A 15,357-nucleotide genomic window follows, 5' to 3' on the forward strand; every position below is an offset into this window, starting at 1 on the left:
GACCGATCGTAGGGTCACCCGCGATCACTCGTGGTGATATGACCGGCAGACACCTCATAAGGGTGATCTTGCTGGGTGAGCTGAATGCGGTGCGTTTTCCTGTGTTTGGCTGCCGACCATGACGATGAGGGACGAACGGCCCGGACCTCGTAGTCCCCACGCCGCCGCCGACGAGCCCGGGCGGCATCTGCCCTACCCCAGTGGCTGGTTCTGCCTGGCGCGTTCACGAGAACTGCCCCCCGGCAGTGTCCTGACCCGCCGATTCATGGACGAGGACATCGTCCTCTACCGCACCCGTGACGGCCGGCCCCGCGCCGTGCATCCGTACTGCCCACACCTCGGCGCCCACTTCGGCGCCGGCGGCACCGTCGAAGGCCAGAACCTGGTATGCCCCTTCCATCGCTTCGCCTTCGGCCCGGATGGCACCTGCGTCGCCACGCCCGACGGCCCACCCCCACGCGCCCGCCTGCACCACCACACCATCAGCGAGCGCAACGGCTTCCTCTTCGCCTGGTACGAACCGGATGGCGCTCCACCCGCCTGGGAGGTCCCCGACACCGCCCAGGCCGGAGTCGTTCCGACAGCCGCCTGGAGCACGGAAGTGCACACCTACGCCCAGGAGATCATCGAGAACACCCTCGACTACCGGCATCTCCCGGTCCTGCACCACGTGGCCGTGCAGGAGCTCGACCCGCCCACGACCCAAGGCCCCCTCCTGCGCATGCGTCTGCGCCTCGGGCCGGACCGGCCTCCCGCCCTCAAGCAGAAGATCCAGGCCGACCATACGTTCCTCCTGGCGGGGCTGGGACACCTCCGCGTCGAGCTGCCGCTGCCCTCGCTCGGACTGGTCAGCTACCTCTGGGCGATGCACACACCGACCGGGCCCCGACGCACGCGCATGCTGGTCGCGACGGCCTGTGCGGACATCCACAAGCAGGACGCCGGTGGAGCGTCACTCCCACGGCGTGGCCTGCACCGGGCCTTCGCCCAGGCGATGCTGCGCACCGCGGTCGGCAAGGTCCATCAGGACCTGAGGATCTGGAACACCAAACGCTACGAGCCACGGCCTCGACTCGCCGCGAGCGACGAGGCCATCGGCTTGTTCCGCCACTGGGCCCGGCAGTTCTACCCGGAGCCGTGAGTATCCGGCGGTGGCCCGCCCGAGTGGTCTTTGTATCGATTGCATGCCATGTGGCCCGTTTGCGGCTATGACGATCAGGGCCCCATTTCGTGTCCGTGTCCCTGACCTGCCTGCACCGGGAGAGCGCGATGCCCATCGCCGCAATCGATCACCAGACGAAGACGTACAACCTGCAGCACGCCTACTGGATGTGCCGGGCTTCCGAGCTCGCCTACAAGGACGAGGCCACCATCGAGGCCCAGGCCGAGAAGTGGGGCTTCGACCGGGTCCATCACCACCACACGGCGTTCACGCCGCCCTTCCCCCTCCAGGACACGCAGGCGTACACGATGGCGAGCGACAACATGATCGTCCTCGCCTTCCGGGGGACCGAGCCCACGAACATCAAGGACTGGCTCTCGGACGTCACCACGCCGCCGTGGCCCGGCCCGGGGAGCAAGGGGTTCGTCCACTACGGCTTCGGCGAGGCCCTGAACTCGGTCTTTCCACAGGTCAAGAAAGAGCTGGAGGCGTCGCGGACCAACGGGCAGACGGTGTGGATCACCGGGCACAGCCTCGGGGGCGCTCTCGCCATGCTGGCCGGCGCGCGGCTGCACTTCGAGGAGCCGAATCTGCTGGCCGACGGCATCATCACCTTCGGCCAGCCTCGCGTGTGCGACCGGGTGCTTGCCGCCGCCTGTGACAAGGCGTTCGCCAAGCGCACCCACCGCTTCGTGAACAACAACGACGTCGTGCCCCACCTGCCGCCCGAGCCCGCCTACACCCACACCCAACTGCTGCGCTACATCGACTCCGCGGGCAAGCTGCGTGAATCCATGCCTCTGCTGAGTGGGCTGACCGACCGGGCCAAGGGCCTGACGGCCGACCTCCTCGCCCCGGGAAGCGACGGCATCAGGGACCACTTCATCTTCAACTACATCGACGTCATGGAAAAGAATCTGGCCCGGAGTTGAGCTGGTCCGCACCGCGCGCACTCGTCCTTTCACTTCCGTTTCACCGATTGGGCCACGGTCTTCGCGTAGATCTTCGCGGCCGTGGGGCCGGGGTGGATGCCGTCGTCGGCGAGGAGGTCGTCCTTGCCCTGGATGGCGCGGTCCCAGTCCGCGACCACCACGTTCGAGTGCGCCTGGGCGGTCTGTCGGATGGCGGAGTTGACCCGGTCCTTCCAGGTGACGGGTCCGTGCACGGTGACCAGGACGACGGTGCGGTGGCCCGCTGCCCGGACGATCTGTTCGAGGTCCTGCCGGCCGCCGACCCCGTTCGTGCCCAGGCCGATGAGCAGGATCTGGTTCAGGCGGTCGGCCTGGCCGAGGGACTGGACCAGATCTGGGGCGGCGGCCAGTTGGCGGCTGACCTTGGCGTCGATGACGATGCCGGGGAAGCGCTTCTCGAGCGCCGGGGCCGAGGCGAGCATGACGGAGTCGCCCAGGGCCGTGATCCTTTTGGCGTGAGGGTGCGCGGACGCGTCCGGTGACGCCGTTTCGGCGCTGTGGACGGCGCGTTCGCCCGCGGCGATCTGGTCGGCGGCGCTGCTGCCGCCCCCGGCCGTGGTGAGACCCCAGGTCGCGACGATCACGGCCGGCACCGCCAGAGCCACCACCGCGCGCGGGAGCCGCGCCGGCTGGTGTCCGTTGCGCGGGTGTCCGTTGCGCGGGCGGGGGCGGCGCAGCGGTTCCTCCACCCAGCGGTAGGAGGCTGCTGCCGCGGGCAGGGAGAGCAGTGCCGCGGCCAGGGCCGTCAGCGGTGCCTGGGCCGCCGTGTGGCCGTCCGGCAGGGCCAGGGCGACCAGAGGCAGGTGCCAGAGGTAGATCCCGTAGGAGCGGCGGCCGATCCAGCGCAGCCACGAGGCGCCCAGCACCCTGGCGAAGACCGAGCCGGCCCGAGCCGCCGCCAGGACCACCGCTCCGGCCGCGCACGCGGCGGCGGCGAATCCCCACGGGTACAGGTCCGCGGAGTCCGAGTGCACCCCTCCGGCCAGCACCCCGAGGACGACCCATCCCAGAACACCGGCCGCCCCGCAGGCAAACGGTGCCCAGCGGTGCTTCCAGGCACGGGCCGAGGGCACGGCGAGGGCGAGCGCGGCGCCGAGCAGGAGGCCGAAGGCGTGGGTGTCTGTGCCGAAGTAGACCCGTGAGGCGTCCTCGCCGGGCTGGTGCAGCAGTGCCATCGCGGTGAGGGACGCGACCGCCCCCGCCAGGACGACGGTCACGCGGAACCGGCTGCGTGCGCGGGAACCGGTCAGCCACAGCAGGGTCAGGATCACCAGGGGCCAGGCGAAGTAGAACTGCTCCTCCACACCGAGGGTCCACAGGTGCTGGAAGAGGGGAGGCGGGCCGAACGAGGCGAAGTAGGAGGCGTCGGTGCTGATTTGCCACCAGTTGTTGGTGAAGGTGAGCGCCGAAAGGATGTCCCGCCCGGATGCGTCTATTCGTTCCGGACGCCAGAGTGCTGACACTGCGGTGACGGTGACCAGGAGGGTGACCAGTGCGGGGAGCAGTCGTCGGGCCCGTCGTATCCAGAACCGGGCGAGGGCGATGCGGCCGGTGCGGTGTCGCTCGGTGCACAGCAGGTCGGTGATCAGATAGCCGCTGAGGACGAAGAACACGTCGACGCCGAGGAAGCCGCCGGGCAGCCAGGAGGGGGCGACGTGGTAGACGACGACGAGTGCGACGGCCATCGCCCGGACGCCGTCGAGCCCGTGCAGGTAGGGCGAAGGGCGGGCGGGGGCGAGTTCGTGGGCGGCGGGGCGCCTCATCACCAGGGTCCTGCCGTCCCGCACGGGGGTCCTGGTGTTCAGCACGACGAGGGCCGGCGGAGGGACTGCGGGGCTTCGGTCGGTCATGCGCTACTCCGTCGGACAGCCCGCGAGGTGCTTCGCGGTGGTGCTGCCGATGGTTGAACGCGCAGGTATACGGCCCGTCTCCGTTGGTTCTCAGCCGGTACGCGAAACCTGCGCGGTTGTGTGTCGGCTTTGTATCGCTGGGGCAGGCCTTGTGTGGCTCAGCGCAAGCTGTTCGCCCTCCGTCGGCATTCGCCGGACCCCGTCCGATCGGCGGGCTACCGTACGGACATGCGGCGTTACTCGCTGCGGTCGTCCGAGGAGGAGTTCTGTGTCGTCGCCCTGTGACCCCGAGTGCGCTCCCGTCGGTGATGTGGGCGCGGTGCTCATGATGGTCGACTCTCGGCTCAAGTCCATCTACGACAGCAGGACGGAGACCGATCCCGAACAGCAGCGGATGGTCGACCAGTTCGCCGCGTCCTTGGGGCCGGCGGAGTTCGACGCGCTGCTGGACGGCGCGTGCACGCTCATCTACATGTTCATGCAGTGGCTGCGGGCGGTGTGCGAGGAGCACGACAAGGACGTCATCGAGTACATGATCCCCACCCTCGTGGCCACGATGCGGATGATGCCCAAGACCTTCCGTCCCGAGGTCATCCCCACCATGGCCGGACTGCTCATTGCCGCGGGCACCGGCCTGAGCCCCAACCTGTGGCGTGCGCAGTACGGGGACTGGACCGACGCCGAGATGAACCCCCTGGAAGCCACGGCCGTCCTGCTCGCGGAGCGCATCAACGTGATCTCCGGCGACCATGACTTCGCCACCCGCCTGATCACCGAGGCTCTGTCCGGGGCCGACCAGGACTGATCAGCGGCGTCACTCGCAGACGATCTCGTCCCGCGGCGTGTAGTGGGTGCGGAACGGCTCCCGCTTCACCTCTTTGCCGTCGGCCAGGAAGACCCGCTCCACGGTGACGTCGAAGCCCTCAAGCGGAGTCTGCGGCACGCACTTCTCGTCGGTGCTGACCTTCTTCTCCGGCTGCTTCACCTTGGTGCGCGGACCCGTGACCGACTCGATCTCGTCGTACTTCTTGGTGCCGAGGAAGGTGATGGTCACCGAGGTGTCGGTGGACTCGGCCTGGATGTAGATCGCGTTGCCGGAGTCGTTGTCGAACTTCAGGTCCAGGCTGCCCCAGGCGACCGTGGCCTCGCGGCCCTCCGGGTAGCGCTCGATGTAGAAGGAGTGGGCGCCGTGCTCCACGGGCTTGACCCCGGCGAAGAACATCGCGTTGAACATGGTCGTCGCCACGGCGGAGACACCGCCGCCGGGGGCCTTGGTGAACTCGTTGTTGAGGATCATGATGCCCTCGGTGAAGCCGTTGGCCTCCGTGCGCTCGCCGACCGTCTTGTTGAAGCTCCAGGTGTTGCCCGGCATGACGACGGAGCCGTTGATCAGTTCCACGGCCCGGCCGATGTTCTTCGTGCGGTACGGCGCCGGCTCGAAGTTGACGGTGAAGGAGGACATCTCCTCGGTCAGGCCCAGCTGCCGGGCGTTCTCGGCTGTCACCTGAGGCTGTGTCACACGCGCGGCGATCTCGCCGGTGCGGGCGGATCCCGACTTGGTGAGCAGCGGCAGTACGGCCTTGCCCAGCGCCTTGTCGGTGACCAGTACGCCGGCCTTGGCGTCGTCGGCCGCGACGACCTGGCCGCTGTCGAGGCTCAGCGTGGCGTTCTGCGGCCTCGCGGGCAGGTCGGCCAGGGGCTCGGTGACCGCGGGGGCGGCGCGCAGGCCCTTGGCGTCGAGGTGCGGAGTGAGCTTGCCGGCCTTGTCCGGCCGCATCGTCAGGTATTCGCCGAGGACCGCGGGGCCGATCGTGAACCGCTCGCCGGCCGCGGTGAGCATGACCGGCGCCGACATGGCCGGCTGCGCGAACTCGCGCACCGCCCGTCGTACCTCCGCCGCCGTGACCTTCGGCTTGGTCTCGCGGGCGGGCAGGGCGGTGACGGAGTCGGCCTCGCCGCTCAGGAAGGCGGAGCGCAGGGGGGTGACGGCGGCGTCGGTGTCGAGGGCGTAGCCGCCGTGCGGGGTGACCGGGCGGGCCTGGCCGTCGGTGAAGGTGACGGCGCCCTCGCGGACCTTCTGGTCGAGCGACTTCGCCAGCTTGTCGAGGCCGCGGTGGGCCTTGTTCTCGTCGACGCGTACGACCGGCTCCACGGCGTCGCCGGAGCTGAAGATGCCGCCGATCACCGTGAAGGGGTCGGCGGAGTCGCTGCGGGACGCGCGGTCCACCGTCTTCTCGTAGTCGAAGGTGATGCCGACCTGGCGCGGATCGACCGTGCCCTTACGGTCACCGACCGTCACCGTCAGCTCGCGTGAGGCGGCCGGGTCCAGCCGGTCCTCCAGCTTCCGGACGGCTTCCGCGCGGCTGAGGCCGCCGATGTCGACGCCGCGCACGGTCGTACCGGCGTCTATGTCCCCGCCCGCGACCAGCAGCCCGGCGACATACAGGCCGCCGACGCCGACGGCCAGGGCGCCGCCGGCGAGGGCGAGGGGTGGAACGGAGGCGATACGGGGTTTTGAGGGGTTTCGCAGGGCGGAGGGTACGCGCAGGCGCATGGGTCTCCCGGGCGGACGATCGACAGGGACGACGCGTCGGACGACGCGACACTGTGCGCGAGGCAAGCACATCCAGCTAGCCACAATCGGGCAAAAACGCCTATGTCGCAGCCCACGTATGTTTCAGGTCACGTCTCTCGGTGCCCGGGTCACAGCCGCCCCAAACGACGAACGTCACATCGCGGATGGCACCTCTGCCTTCTCGTCCGGCGTCACCTCATCCGCCCCGGACGCCGCCAGCGCCTTGTTGCGGCGGACGGAGGCGACGAACGACGCGGCGATCAGGACGACGCCGATCAGGCCGGTGATGATCTCGCTGATCTGGTGCTGGATGGTGATCAGCAGGATCCCGGCGAGGGCGCCTATGGCGTAGTGGGCGCCGTGCTCCAGATAGACGTAGTCGTCGAGGGTGCCCTGGCGGACCAGGTAGACCGTGATCGACCGGACGTACATCGCGCCTATGCCGAGGCCCAGCGCCATCCAGAAGATGTGGTTGGTGATGGCGAAGGCGCCGATCACACCGTCGAAGGAGAAGGACGCGTCCAGGACCTCCAGGTACAGGAAGAGGAAGAACGCGGCCTTGCCGGCCAGGGCGACCGCCGAGACCGGTCTGCCCTCGGTCCTGGCCTTCTCCTCCTCCTCGTGCTCGTGTTCCTCCTGCTCTTCGAGCCTGTCCTCGAAGTAGCCGGAGAGGCCGCCGACCACGAGATAGGTGATCAGGCCGGCGACACCGGAGAGCAGGACGGTTGCGGTCTTGTCCGCGTGGCCCGTGCTGACGTGGGCCTGCGTGGCGAAGGTCATCGCCGTGGCCAGCAAGGCGACGAGGGCGAGACAGACCGCCAGCATGTCGATCTTGCCGAGCTTCGCGAGCGGGCGCTCCAGCCAGGCCAGCCACTTGATCTCGCGGTCCTCCAGGATGAAGTCCAGGAAGATCATCAGCAGGAACATGCCGCCGAAGGCCGCGATCGCCGGGTGGGCGTCGGTGACCAGGGCCTCGTAGCGCTCCGGTTCGTCGAGGGCGAGCTGGACCGCCTCGACGGGGCCGACCTTGGCGCTGATCGCGACGATCACCACCGGGAAGACCAGCCGCATGCCGAACACGGCGATCAGGATGCCGACGGTGAGGAAGAGCCGCTGCCAGAAGGCGTTCATCTTCTTCAGGATCCCGGCGTTGACCACCGCGTTGTCGAAGGACAGCGAGATCTCCAGGACCGACAGGATCAGCACGATCCCGAAGGCCTCCCAGCCCCACTGCCACGCGGCGAAGGCGAGGCCGAGCGCCGTGACACCGAGCGACCAGCCGAAGGTTCGCAGCACCATCGTCAGCCCTCCGCCTTCACGGCGAGCACCGGGCAGCCCACGCCCAGCAGGATCTGCTGGGCCGCCGAGCCCATGATCAGCTTGCCGACCGCGCTGCGCCGACGGAGGCCGATCACCACGAGGGACGCGTCCGTCTGGTCCGCGAGGTCGATGATCTCCTCGGCCGCGTCGCGGGCGCCGAGGACCTGGCGGATGTCGAAATCGACGCCGAGTGCCGCGAGGTCCTCGCGGACATGGGACAGGTCGGGTTCCTGGGCGAAGCGCGGGTCCACGATCGCGTCGCCCCGGGAGGTGTTCACCACCAGCAGTTTCTCCTCGCGCCGACGGGCCTCGTCGATCGCCGCGCGCAGCGCCGCCTCGCCCTCGGGGGAGGGGACGTAGCCGACCAGAATGGTCATCTCGGTCTCCGGGAACTATCGGGCGGCGCTTCGCGCGCGCAGCGGACGTACGACGAACCGGCCTATCAGCGGCCACACCAGGACCAGCGCGATCACCGCGTAGACCGTGTACGACACCGGCCCGCCCAGCAGCCCCGACAGCTCGCCGCCGGACAGCTGAAGGGAGCGCCGGCCCTGGAGCTCCGCGCGCGGGCCCAGGATCACGCCGACGATCAGCGGCAGGACCGGCAGCCCGAAGCGGCGCATGGCGAAGCCGAGGAGGCCCAGGGTGAGCAGGATGAACAGGTCCAGGGGCTGGGCGTTGACGGCGTAGGCGCCCATCGTGGCGAAGAAGAGGATGCCCGCGTAGAGGTACGGGCGGGGGATCTGGAGCAGCTTCGCCCACACCGGGGCCAGCGGGAGGTTCAGGAGCAGGAGCAGCAGGTTGCCGATGAAGAGGCTCGCGATCAGGACCCAGACCAAGCTTGCCTCGCGCTCGAAGAGCAGCGGTCCGGGCTGGATGCCGTACGACTGGAAGGCCGCCAGCATCACCGCCGCCGTGGCGTTCGTCGGGAGGCCGATCGCCAGCATCGGGACCAGGGTGCCCGCCGCCGACGCGTTGTTCGCGGCCTCCGGGCCCGCCACCCCCTCGATCGCGCCCTTGCCGAACTCCTCGGGGTGCTTGGTGAGCCGCTTCTCGGTGGCATACGACAGGAAGGTCGGGATCTCCGCGCCGCCGGCCGGCAGTGCGCCGAAGGGGAAGCCGTACGCCGTCCCCCGCAGCCAGGGCTTCCAGGAGCGCTTCCAGTCCTTCTTGCCCATCCACGGGCGGCCGACCGGGATCACCTCGGCCGGCTTGCGGCGCAGATGCGCGGCCACCCACAGCGCCTCGCCGACCGCGAAGATGCCGACCGCGACCACGACGACGTCGATGCCGTCGGCCAGCTGCGGTATGCCCAGGGTCAGTCGCTGCTGGCCGGACACCGTGTCGATGCCGACCAGGCCGATCGTCAGGCCCAGGAGCAGGGATATGAAGCCCCGGATGCGGGACGAGCCCAGCACCGACGTCACGGCTATGAACGACAGCAGCATCAGCGCGAAGTAGTCGGGGGCGCCCAGGCTGACCGCGAAGTCGACGACGAACGGGGTGATCAGGACCAGCAGCAGGGTGCCGATGGTGCCCGCCACGAACGAGCCGATGGCCGCCGTGGCCAGGGCCTGGGCCGCGCGGCCGGCCTTCGCCATCTTGTTGCCCTCGATGGCGGTGACCACGGACGAGGACTCGCCGGGGGTGTTGAGGAGGATCGAGGTCGTCGAGCCGCCGTACATGCCGCCGTAGAAGATGCCGGCGAACATGATGAACGCCTGCACCGGCTCCATGCCGTAGGTGACCGGCAGGAGCAGGGCCACCGTCATCGCCGGGCCGATGCCCGGCAGGACGCCCACCGCGGTGCCGATGACCACGCCGACCAGGGCGAGCAGCAGGTTGAGCGGGTCCATGACATCCGCGAAGCCCTGCATGAGGTTGTTCAGGTTGTCCATCAGGGCCTCACAGGATTCCTTGCAGGACGCCGGCGGGGAGGTTCACGCCGAGTCCGATCGCGAACGCGTAGAACGTCGTGAGGGAGAGCGTCGCGGCGATGAGCAGATTGCGGATGTAGTGGCGGTTGCCCAGGGCGAACGCCGTGCCCCAGAAGAGCAGGCCGCCGCTGATCACCCAGCCGAGCCGCTCGATGAGCAGCGCGTTCGCCAGGAACACCGCGATCAGCAGCACGACGGTGCGCCAGTCGCTGCCGGCCGACAGGTCGACGTCCTCGCCCGCCTCCGGCTCACCGTGGCCGCCCCGGGCCACGTCGACGGCGTACAGCACCGCGAGCAGCACCAGCAGCGCGCCCAGGATCAGCGGGACCGCGCGCGGGCCGACCGGGTCGGTGCCGCTGGTGATGTGCGGGATGCCGAGGGCGTCCACGATCACGGCGGTGCCCAGCAGGGCGAGGAACACGCACACGCCGTACTGTGCGCGGTCCCCGCCCGCCGGGGACGGACGGGAGTCCTCCACGGTCCGTTCGTCCTTCACTTCGGAGCTCATGCCAGCCCGAGCTCGGCCAGCAGGTCGGCGACCGCCTTGTCCTGCTCGGTCAGGTAGGTGGAGAACTCGTCACCGGTGGCGAAGGCGTCGACCCAGCCGTTCTTCTCCAGCTGCGCCTTCCACTCGTCGGAGTCGTGCATCGTGGTCAGCGAGTCGATCCAGGTCTGCTTCTGCTCGTCGGTGATGCCCGGAGGGGCCACGATGCCGCGCCAGTTGGTGAAGACCAGGTCGATACCGGAGTCCTTGAGGGTGGGGGCGTCCTTGAGTGCGTCGACCGGCTTCTCGCTGCTGACCGCGAGGACCCGCACCTGGCCCGCCTCGACCTGGTCGAGGAACTCGCCGAAGCCGCTCGCCCCGAACGCGATCTTGTTGCCGAGGATGGCCGGAAGCAGCTCGCCGCCACCGTCGTAGGAGACGTAGTTGACGTCCTTCGGCTTGATGCCGACGGCCTTCGCCAGCTGCATCGGCAGCAGATGGTCGGGGCCGCCCGCCGTCGAGCCGCCGCCCACGGCGAACTTCTTGGGGTCCTTCTTCCAGGCGGTGACGAGGTCGTCCATCGTCTTGTACGGGGAGTTCTTCGGCACGACGATCGCGCCGGCCTCCTCGATCAGCTTGGCGATCGGCGTGGTGTCGGTCAGCGTCGCCTCGGACTTGGAGGTGTACGAGGCTCCGACGACGCCCAGGCCCATCTGCATGGCCATCTTGCCGTTGCCCTTCTCGTTCACCAGCCGCTGCAGACCGACCGTGCCGCTGGCGCCGGGCAGGTTGAACACCTGGACGCCGGAGGCGACCTTGGTGTCCTGCATGACCTGGGTCACGGTGCGGGCGGTGAGGTCGTACCCGCTGCCCGGGGTGTTGGGGACCATGAGGCGCAGGCCGGTCACGGGCTTCCCGTCCCCGCCCCCGCTCCCGGAGTCCTCGTTGTCGGCGGTGGCGCCACAGGCGCTGACCGCGACCATCGACACGGCGGCGAGAGCACCGACAAGTGCGGCTCTTCGAGTTCTCATGGCTCATCTCTTTCGCTCGGCCCGATCCGGCGCCATGATTGTGCGATTCCTGAGACACCCCGTCTCGGTTCTGTGACCATTGAAGGTTGAGTTCATAGTGGTCATAACGTCACGACAACGGCGTCAGACGCTCGCGGGTGAGCTGCTGGTCTGGCAGCTCGCCATTGTCGTGATCGTGCTGGCCGCCGTGGCCGCGGTCTCGCTCGCACAGTCGAAGTCGACGTTCGACCGGGTCGAGGGACGCCGGGTGACCGCGCTCGCCGAGGAGATGGCCGGCAACCCCCTGGTGCGCACCCAGCTGGTGCGGCCCGCCCCCGCCGAGATGCTCGCGCCGCTGCTCCAGTCCACGCTGACCAGGTCGGGCGTCACCTCCGCCGCGGTCGCCGGTCGCGACGGCGAGATCGTCGCCTCGACCAACCCCACCCTCGTCGGCACCCGGATGCCGTCCGGCGGCCCGCAGGTCGTCGACGGCCGCGGCTGGTCCGGGGAGCTGCCGGTGAACGGCGTCATCGAGCTGGTGGCGCAGGCGCCGGTGCTCGGCGCGCAGGACGGGAACGCCGGGGACCATCTCGGCACGGTGATGATCGGCCGGGCCTCGCCGTCGGTGTGGCAGCGGCTGGTGGGCGCCTCGTCCTATCTGCTGGTCTACCTCGGCGTCGCCAGTGTCCTCGGGGTGGCCGGTTCCTGGCTGCTGGCCCGGCGGATCAAACGGCAGACCTTCGGCATGGAGCCGCGCGAGATCGCCGGGCTCGCCGAACACCGGGAGGCGATGCTGTTCGGGATCGCCGAGGGCGTGGTGGCCCTCGACCCGCACCAGCGGCTGACCCTGGTGAACGCCGTCGGCCGCAGACTGCTCGACCTGCCCGAGAACTGCGTCGGGATGAGCCTCGCCGACCTGGGGATCGAGGGGCGGCTGTACGACGTCCTGGCCGGGACCGCGCCCGAGGGTGAGCCCGGCGACCTCGCGCGGCGGGACGAGGTCGTCGTACGCCGCGGCCGCGTCCTGGTCATGAACCGGATGGACGTCACCAAGGACGGCCGCCGCCTCGGCTCGGTCACCACCCTGCGCGACCGCACCGAACTCGCCCAGCTGGAACGGGAGTTGGGCTCCTTCCGCAGCACCACCGAGCTGCTGCGCGCCCAGGCCCACGAGTTCTCCAACCAGTTGCACACCATCTCCGGGCTCATCCAGATCGGCGAGCACGACGAGGTCGTACGGTACGTCCGCGCCCTGCGCAAACACCGCGAGTCGCTCGATCTGCACCTCACCAGCCGGGTCCGGGACCGGGCCGTCGCCGCGCTGCTCATGGCCAAGTCGGCGCTCGCCGCCGAACGCAAGGTGCGGCTGAAGATCTCCGAGCGCACGGCGCTGGACCGGCTGGAGCCGACGGACTCCGCCGATGTGGCGACCGTCCTCGGCAACCTCGTGGACAATGCGGTCGACGCGGCCGCGAGCGGGTCCAGGACGGGGGACGGTGACCCCGACGCGTGGGTGGAGGTCGAGCTGCGCCAGGACGCCTCCAGCGTGGAGATCGTCGTACGGGACTCAGGGCCGGGGGTGGCGCCCGAGCTGGCGCAGGAGGTGTTCTCGCACGGGTTCACCACCAAGGCCGCGCAGGGCGGCGACCGGGGGATCGGCCTCGCGCTGACCCGGCTGGTGTGCAAACGGCGGGGCGGTGAGGTGTCGGTGACCAACACGCGGGCGGGGGCCATGTTCACCGCCCGGATGTCGGTGGGCCGTCCGGCCGACCGAGCGACGGAGGGAGTCCGATGATCGATGTCCTGGTCGTGGAGGACGACTTCATGGTGGCGCGGATCCACCGAGGATTCGTCAACGACGTCGCCGGGTTCCGGGTGATCGGCACGGCGAACTGCGGTGAACAGGCGCTCACCGCCGTCGCCGAGCTACAGCCCGACCTGGTGCTGCTCGACCTGTATCTGCCCGACATGTTCGGCCTGGAGATCATCCCCCGGCTGCGCAGCGCCGGTCACGACTGCGACGTCATGGTGATCAGCGCGGCACGGGAGTCGGACGCGGTCCGGGGCGCCGTACGCCAGGGCGTCGTCGACTACCTGCTCAAGCCGTTCGACGCCGGGGACCTCAGGGCGCGCCTGGAGCAGTACGCGGCCCGGCGCAGCAACCTGTACGCGGCGGTGGTCAGCGGGCAGTCCGACGTGGACCGCGCGCTGGCCCGCGGCGCGGCGCCGGTCACCACGGCGGCCACCCTCCCCAAGGGCATGAGCGTGGAGACCGCCGAGCTGATCGAGCGCGAGCTGCGCGCGACCGACGGCAGCCTCTCCGCCGCCGAGTGCGCGGGCCGGCTCGGGGTGTCCCGGGTCAGCGCCCGACGGTATCTGGAGCACTTCAGCGTCACGGGCCAGGCGGAGGTGTCGCTCCGGTACGGGCAGGCGGGGCGGCCGGAACGGCGGTACAGCTGGGTGGACGCCTAGGGCCTGTCCAACAGGTCCTAGGGCAGCTCCCACGCCCGGCCGCGTCCCTGGTCGACCGGGCCGGTCAGCTCCACGATGTCGTCCGACGCGATGTCGTGCAGCCTGATCGCCAGGTCCTCCAGGGCGCGGCTGGCGGCGAGTTCGTCGCCGATCTCGGGGATGGGGCGGTCGATGGGATTGCGGTGGGCCACGCCTCGCCCGGTGACGGTCGAGCTGTCCGGAGACGCGTTCTGAGTGGTCAGCACGGCCTCGGCACGGGTGTCGTCGCCGTCCTCGGTGATGTGGATCCGGACGGTCCAGTTCTTGTCTTCCATCGAGATCACTTCCGTAGCACTTCCGTATCACTTCCGTACGGGGTCGGGAGCCCTACTGATGAGCGTGCGCCTGTTCCCGTGCCGGGGCCAGCGCGGGTCGACGGGCCGGGGGCCGCGCCGGACGATGGAAGGAGAGCCGGAAGGAGGCAGCTCATGGCTGTGGACGTCGTGACAACGCCGGAAGGACCCCTTGAGCTCGAACTCGGCAAACCCCGCAAGGGGAAGGTCCGTCCCTGGGAGATACAGGTCGTCAAGCATCCGACACGTAAGGAGTCGTCGCACTTCAGAGCCGCGAAGAACGCGGCGAAGAAGATCCTCGCGGCACTGGAGTCCGAGTCGGGGGAGAGGCCGTACGGACCGAGGCCCTGGGAGTGGCACCACGGCGGCAGCCTGTGGGTGAGGTCGGAGAGCGGCTGGCGGATGTACCGGGCCCGGGTCGGTATCGAGTGGAGCGCGCAGTTCTGCGCCGACCCCGCGAAGATCGACCGGCTCCGTCGCGAGGCGGCCGAGCTCGTCGAGGCCTTTCCGCTCACGCTCCCGGCCATGGAGGCGCTGGGCTACCGGCGTGCCCAAGAGCTGCTGAGCATGCCGATCACGGATGCCGACGGTGTCGAGGCCTGGACCGACTCGCTCTTCAACGCGTGCGTGCCGCTCAACAAGGGCGACCACTCGGGGATCCTGCCCAAGGCGGCCGGCGAGCATCACTACCCCTGGCCGCTCAAAGGGGCGGACTACTTCCGCTACGACGACTTCCAGCTCTGGGTGACCCTCCCCGACGGCACCAACGCCGGCGTCACCCCCGTCGGCCGGCGCGGCTCCGGCGACGGACACGTCCGCATCGTCCACGCGCGGCACGGCACCGCCGCCGGGGACGCCGTCGCGGAGGCGCAGCGGCGCCACATGATGGCCGTCGTGCCACCGGAGAGCCCGATCGCGCTGGCGGCGTTCGAGCAGCAGATAGCGCGGGGCGCGAAGAGCGCGTCCGGGCCCCTGCGCACGCGCCGGCGGGGTTCGCCGAACGGCGCACGCCGCCGCACCCCGAGCTGACTCGGGGGCGCCCTCCTCCCCGGGGAGCAGCCTCGCACGCATCCGCTCCTCCTACGGAGGCATGACAAGTGCCTCCGTGGGCACGATGTGCCGAAAGGTTGCGTAGAGAAGGCTGGTCGCAACGGACCGAGGTACGAGGAGGGCGCCATGAACCGCCAGACCCATGTTCGCGTTCGTGTCACCCGTAGGCCGGCCGCTCCCCGCGACACCAGGGG

Annotated in this window: 15 protein-coding genes; 7 read left to right on the forward strand and 8 right to left on the reverse strand. The window is 69.7% G+C overall.

The annotated features are described in order from the left end of the window. Positions 1–118 precede the first annotated feature (118 nt). Together BLU79_RS32435 and BLU79_RS32440 are read left to right on the forward strand one after the other, a co-directional pair. Complete coding sequence (locus tag BLU79_RS32435; RefSeq protein WP_093909533.1) at positions 119–1,141, forward strand: aromatic ring-hydroxylating oxygenase subunit alpha; 1,023 nt, start codon at positions 119–121, stop codon at positions 1,139–1,141. A gap of 128 nt (positions 1,142–1,269) precedes the next feature. Continuing rightward, complete coding sequence (locus BLU79_RS32440) at positions 1,270–2,094, forward strand: lipase family protein (protein ID WP_093909534.1); 825 nt, start codon at positions 1,270–1,272, stop codon at positions 2,092–2,094. A gap of 29 nt (positions 2,095–2,123) precedes the next feature. Here BLU79_RS32440 and BLU79_RS32445 read toward each other — a convergent pair whose 3' ends face one another. Further along, positions 2,124–3,983, reverse strand: coding sequence for an acyltransferase family protein (locus tag BLU79_RS32445; protein ID WP_093909535.1), 1,860 nt, complete (start codon positions 3,981–3,983; stop codon positions 2,124–2,126). Positions 3,984–4,136: 153 nt separating this feature from the next. Between BLU79_RS32445 and BLU79_RS49320 the strand changes: the two genes are divergently transcribed. Both BLU79_RS49320 and BLU79_RS32450 read left to right on the forward strand, forming a co-directional pair. After that, positions 4,137–4,268 carry a hypothetical protein gene (locus tag BLU79_RS49320; protein WP_256333532.1) on the forward strand — a complete coding sequence of 44 codons (132 nt, stop codon included), beginning with the start codon at positions 4,137–4,139 and terminating at the stop codon, positions 4,266–4,268. After that, positions 4,252–4,788, forward strand: coding sequence for a hypothetical protein (locus BLU79_RS32450; protein WP_093909536.1), 537 nt, complete (start codon positions 4,252–4,254; stop codon positions 4,786–4,788). The genes BLU79_RS49320 and BLU79_RS32450 overlap by 17 nt, the downstream gene beginning before the upstream one ends. Before the next feature lie 9 nt (positions 4,789–4,797). Here BLU79_RS32450 and BLU79_RS32455 read toward each other — a convergent pair whose 3' ends face one another. The 6 genes from BLU79_RS32455 to BLU79_RS32480 all read right to left on the reverse strand — a co-directional run bounded on the left by BLU79_RS32455 (position 4,798) and on the right by BLU79_RS32480 (position 11,330). After that, entirely contained in the window at positions 4,798–6,537 is a 1,740-nt protein-coding gene (locus BLU79_RS32455; RefSeq protein WP_093909537.1) for a VanW family protein, read from the reverse strand. A gap of 174 nt (positions 6,538–6,711) precedes the next feature. Next, positions 6,712–7,857: a DUF475 domain-containing protein gene (locus tag BLU79_RS32460; protein WP_093909538.1), complete on the reverse strand. Its 1,146-nt coding sequence runs from the start codon at positions 7,855–7,857 to the stop codon at positions 6,712–6,714. Between the two features lie 2 nt (positions 7,858–7,859). Next, positions 7,860–8,255, reverse strand: a complete 396-nt coding sequence (locus BLU79_RS32465; RefSeq protein WP_093909539.1) for a universal stress protein — start codon at positions 8,253–8,255, stop codon at positions 7,860–7,862. A 15-nt stretch (positions 8,256–8,270) separates the two neighbouring features. Beyond that, entirely contained in the window at positions 8,271–9,776 is a 1,506-nt protein-coding gene (locus BLU79_RS32470; protein ID WP_093909540.1) for a tripartite tricarboxylate transporter permease, read from the reverse strand. Between the two features lie 7 nt (positions 9,777–9,783). Further along, positions 9,784–10,323 carry a tripartite tricarboxylate transporter TctB family protein gene (locus BLU79_RS32475; RefSeq protein ID WP_093909541.1) on the reverse strand — a complete coding sequence of 180 codons (540 nt, stop codon included), beginning with the start codon at positions 10,321–10,323 and terminating at the stop codon, positions 9,784–9,786. Continuing rightward, on the reverse strand, positions 10,320–11,330 hold the full coding sequence (locus tag BLU79_RS32480; RefSeq protein ID WP_093909542.1) for a Bug family tripartite tricarboxylate transporter substrate binding protein: 1,011 nt from the start codon (positions 11,328–11,330) through the stop codon (positions 10,320–10,322). The genes BLU79_RS32475 and BLU79_RS32480 overlap by 4 nt, the downstream gene beginning before the upstream one ends. Positions 11,331–11,427: 97 nt before the next feature. Here BLU79_RS32480 and BLU79_RS32485 point away from each other — a divergent pair, with 97 nt between their 5' ends. Both BLU79_RS32485 and BLU79_RS32490 read left to right on the forward strand, forming a co-directional pair. Continuing rightward, positions 11,428–13,104, forward strand: coding sequence for a sensor histidine kinase (locus tag BLU79_RS32485; protein WP_177001260.1), 1,677 nt, complete (start codon positions 11,428–11,430; stop codon positions 13,102–13,104). After that, complete coding sequence (locus BLU79_RS32490; protein ID WP_093909543.1) at positions 13,101–13,781, forward strand: response regulator; 681 nt, start codon at positions 13,101–13,103, stop codon at positions 13,779–13,781. The genes BLU79_RS32485 and BLU79_RS32490 overlap by 4 nt, the downstream gene beginning before the upstream one ends. A 17-nt stretch (positions 13,782–13,798) precedes the next feature. Here BLU79_RS32490 and BLU79_RS32495 read toward each other — a convergent pair whose 3' ends face one another. Beyond that, the gene (locus BLU79_RS32495; RefSeq protein ID WP_093909584.1) at positions 13,799–14,095 is read right to left on the reverse strand and encodes a DUF1876 domain-containing protein; all 297 of its coding nucleotides are present in this window, start codon (positions 14,093–14,095) and stop codon (positions 13,799–13,801) included. Positions 14,096–14,248: 153 nt separating this feature from the next. Here BLU79_RS32495 and BLU79_RS32500 point away from each other — a divergent pair, with 153 nt between their 5' ends. Further along, positions 14,249–15,142 carry a DUF6424 family protein gene (locus BLU79_RS32500; protein WP_093909544.1) on the forward strand — a complete coding sequence of 298 codons (894 nt, stop codon included), beginning with the start codon at positions 14,249–14,251 and terminating at the stop codon, positions 15,140–15,142. Positions 15,143–15,357 lie beyond the last annotated feature (215 nt).

This window comes from Streptomyces sp. cf386 (genome assembly GCF_900103585.1).
GTDB lineage: Bacteria > Actinomycetota > Actinomycetes > Streptomycetales > Streptomycetaceae > Streptomyces.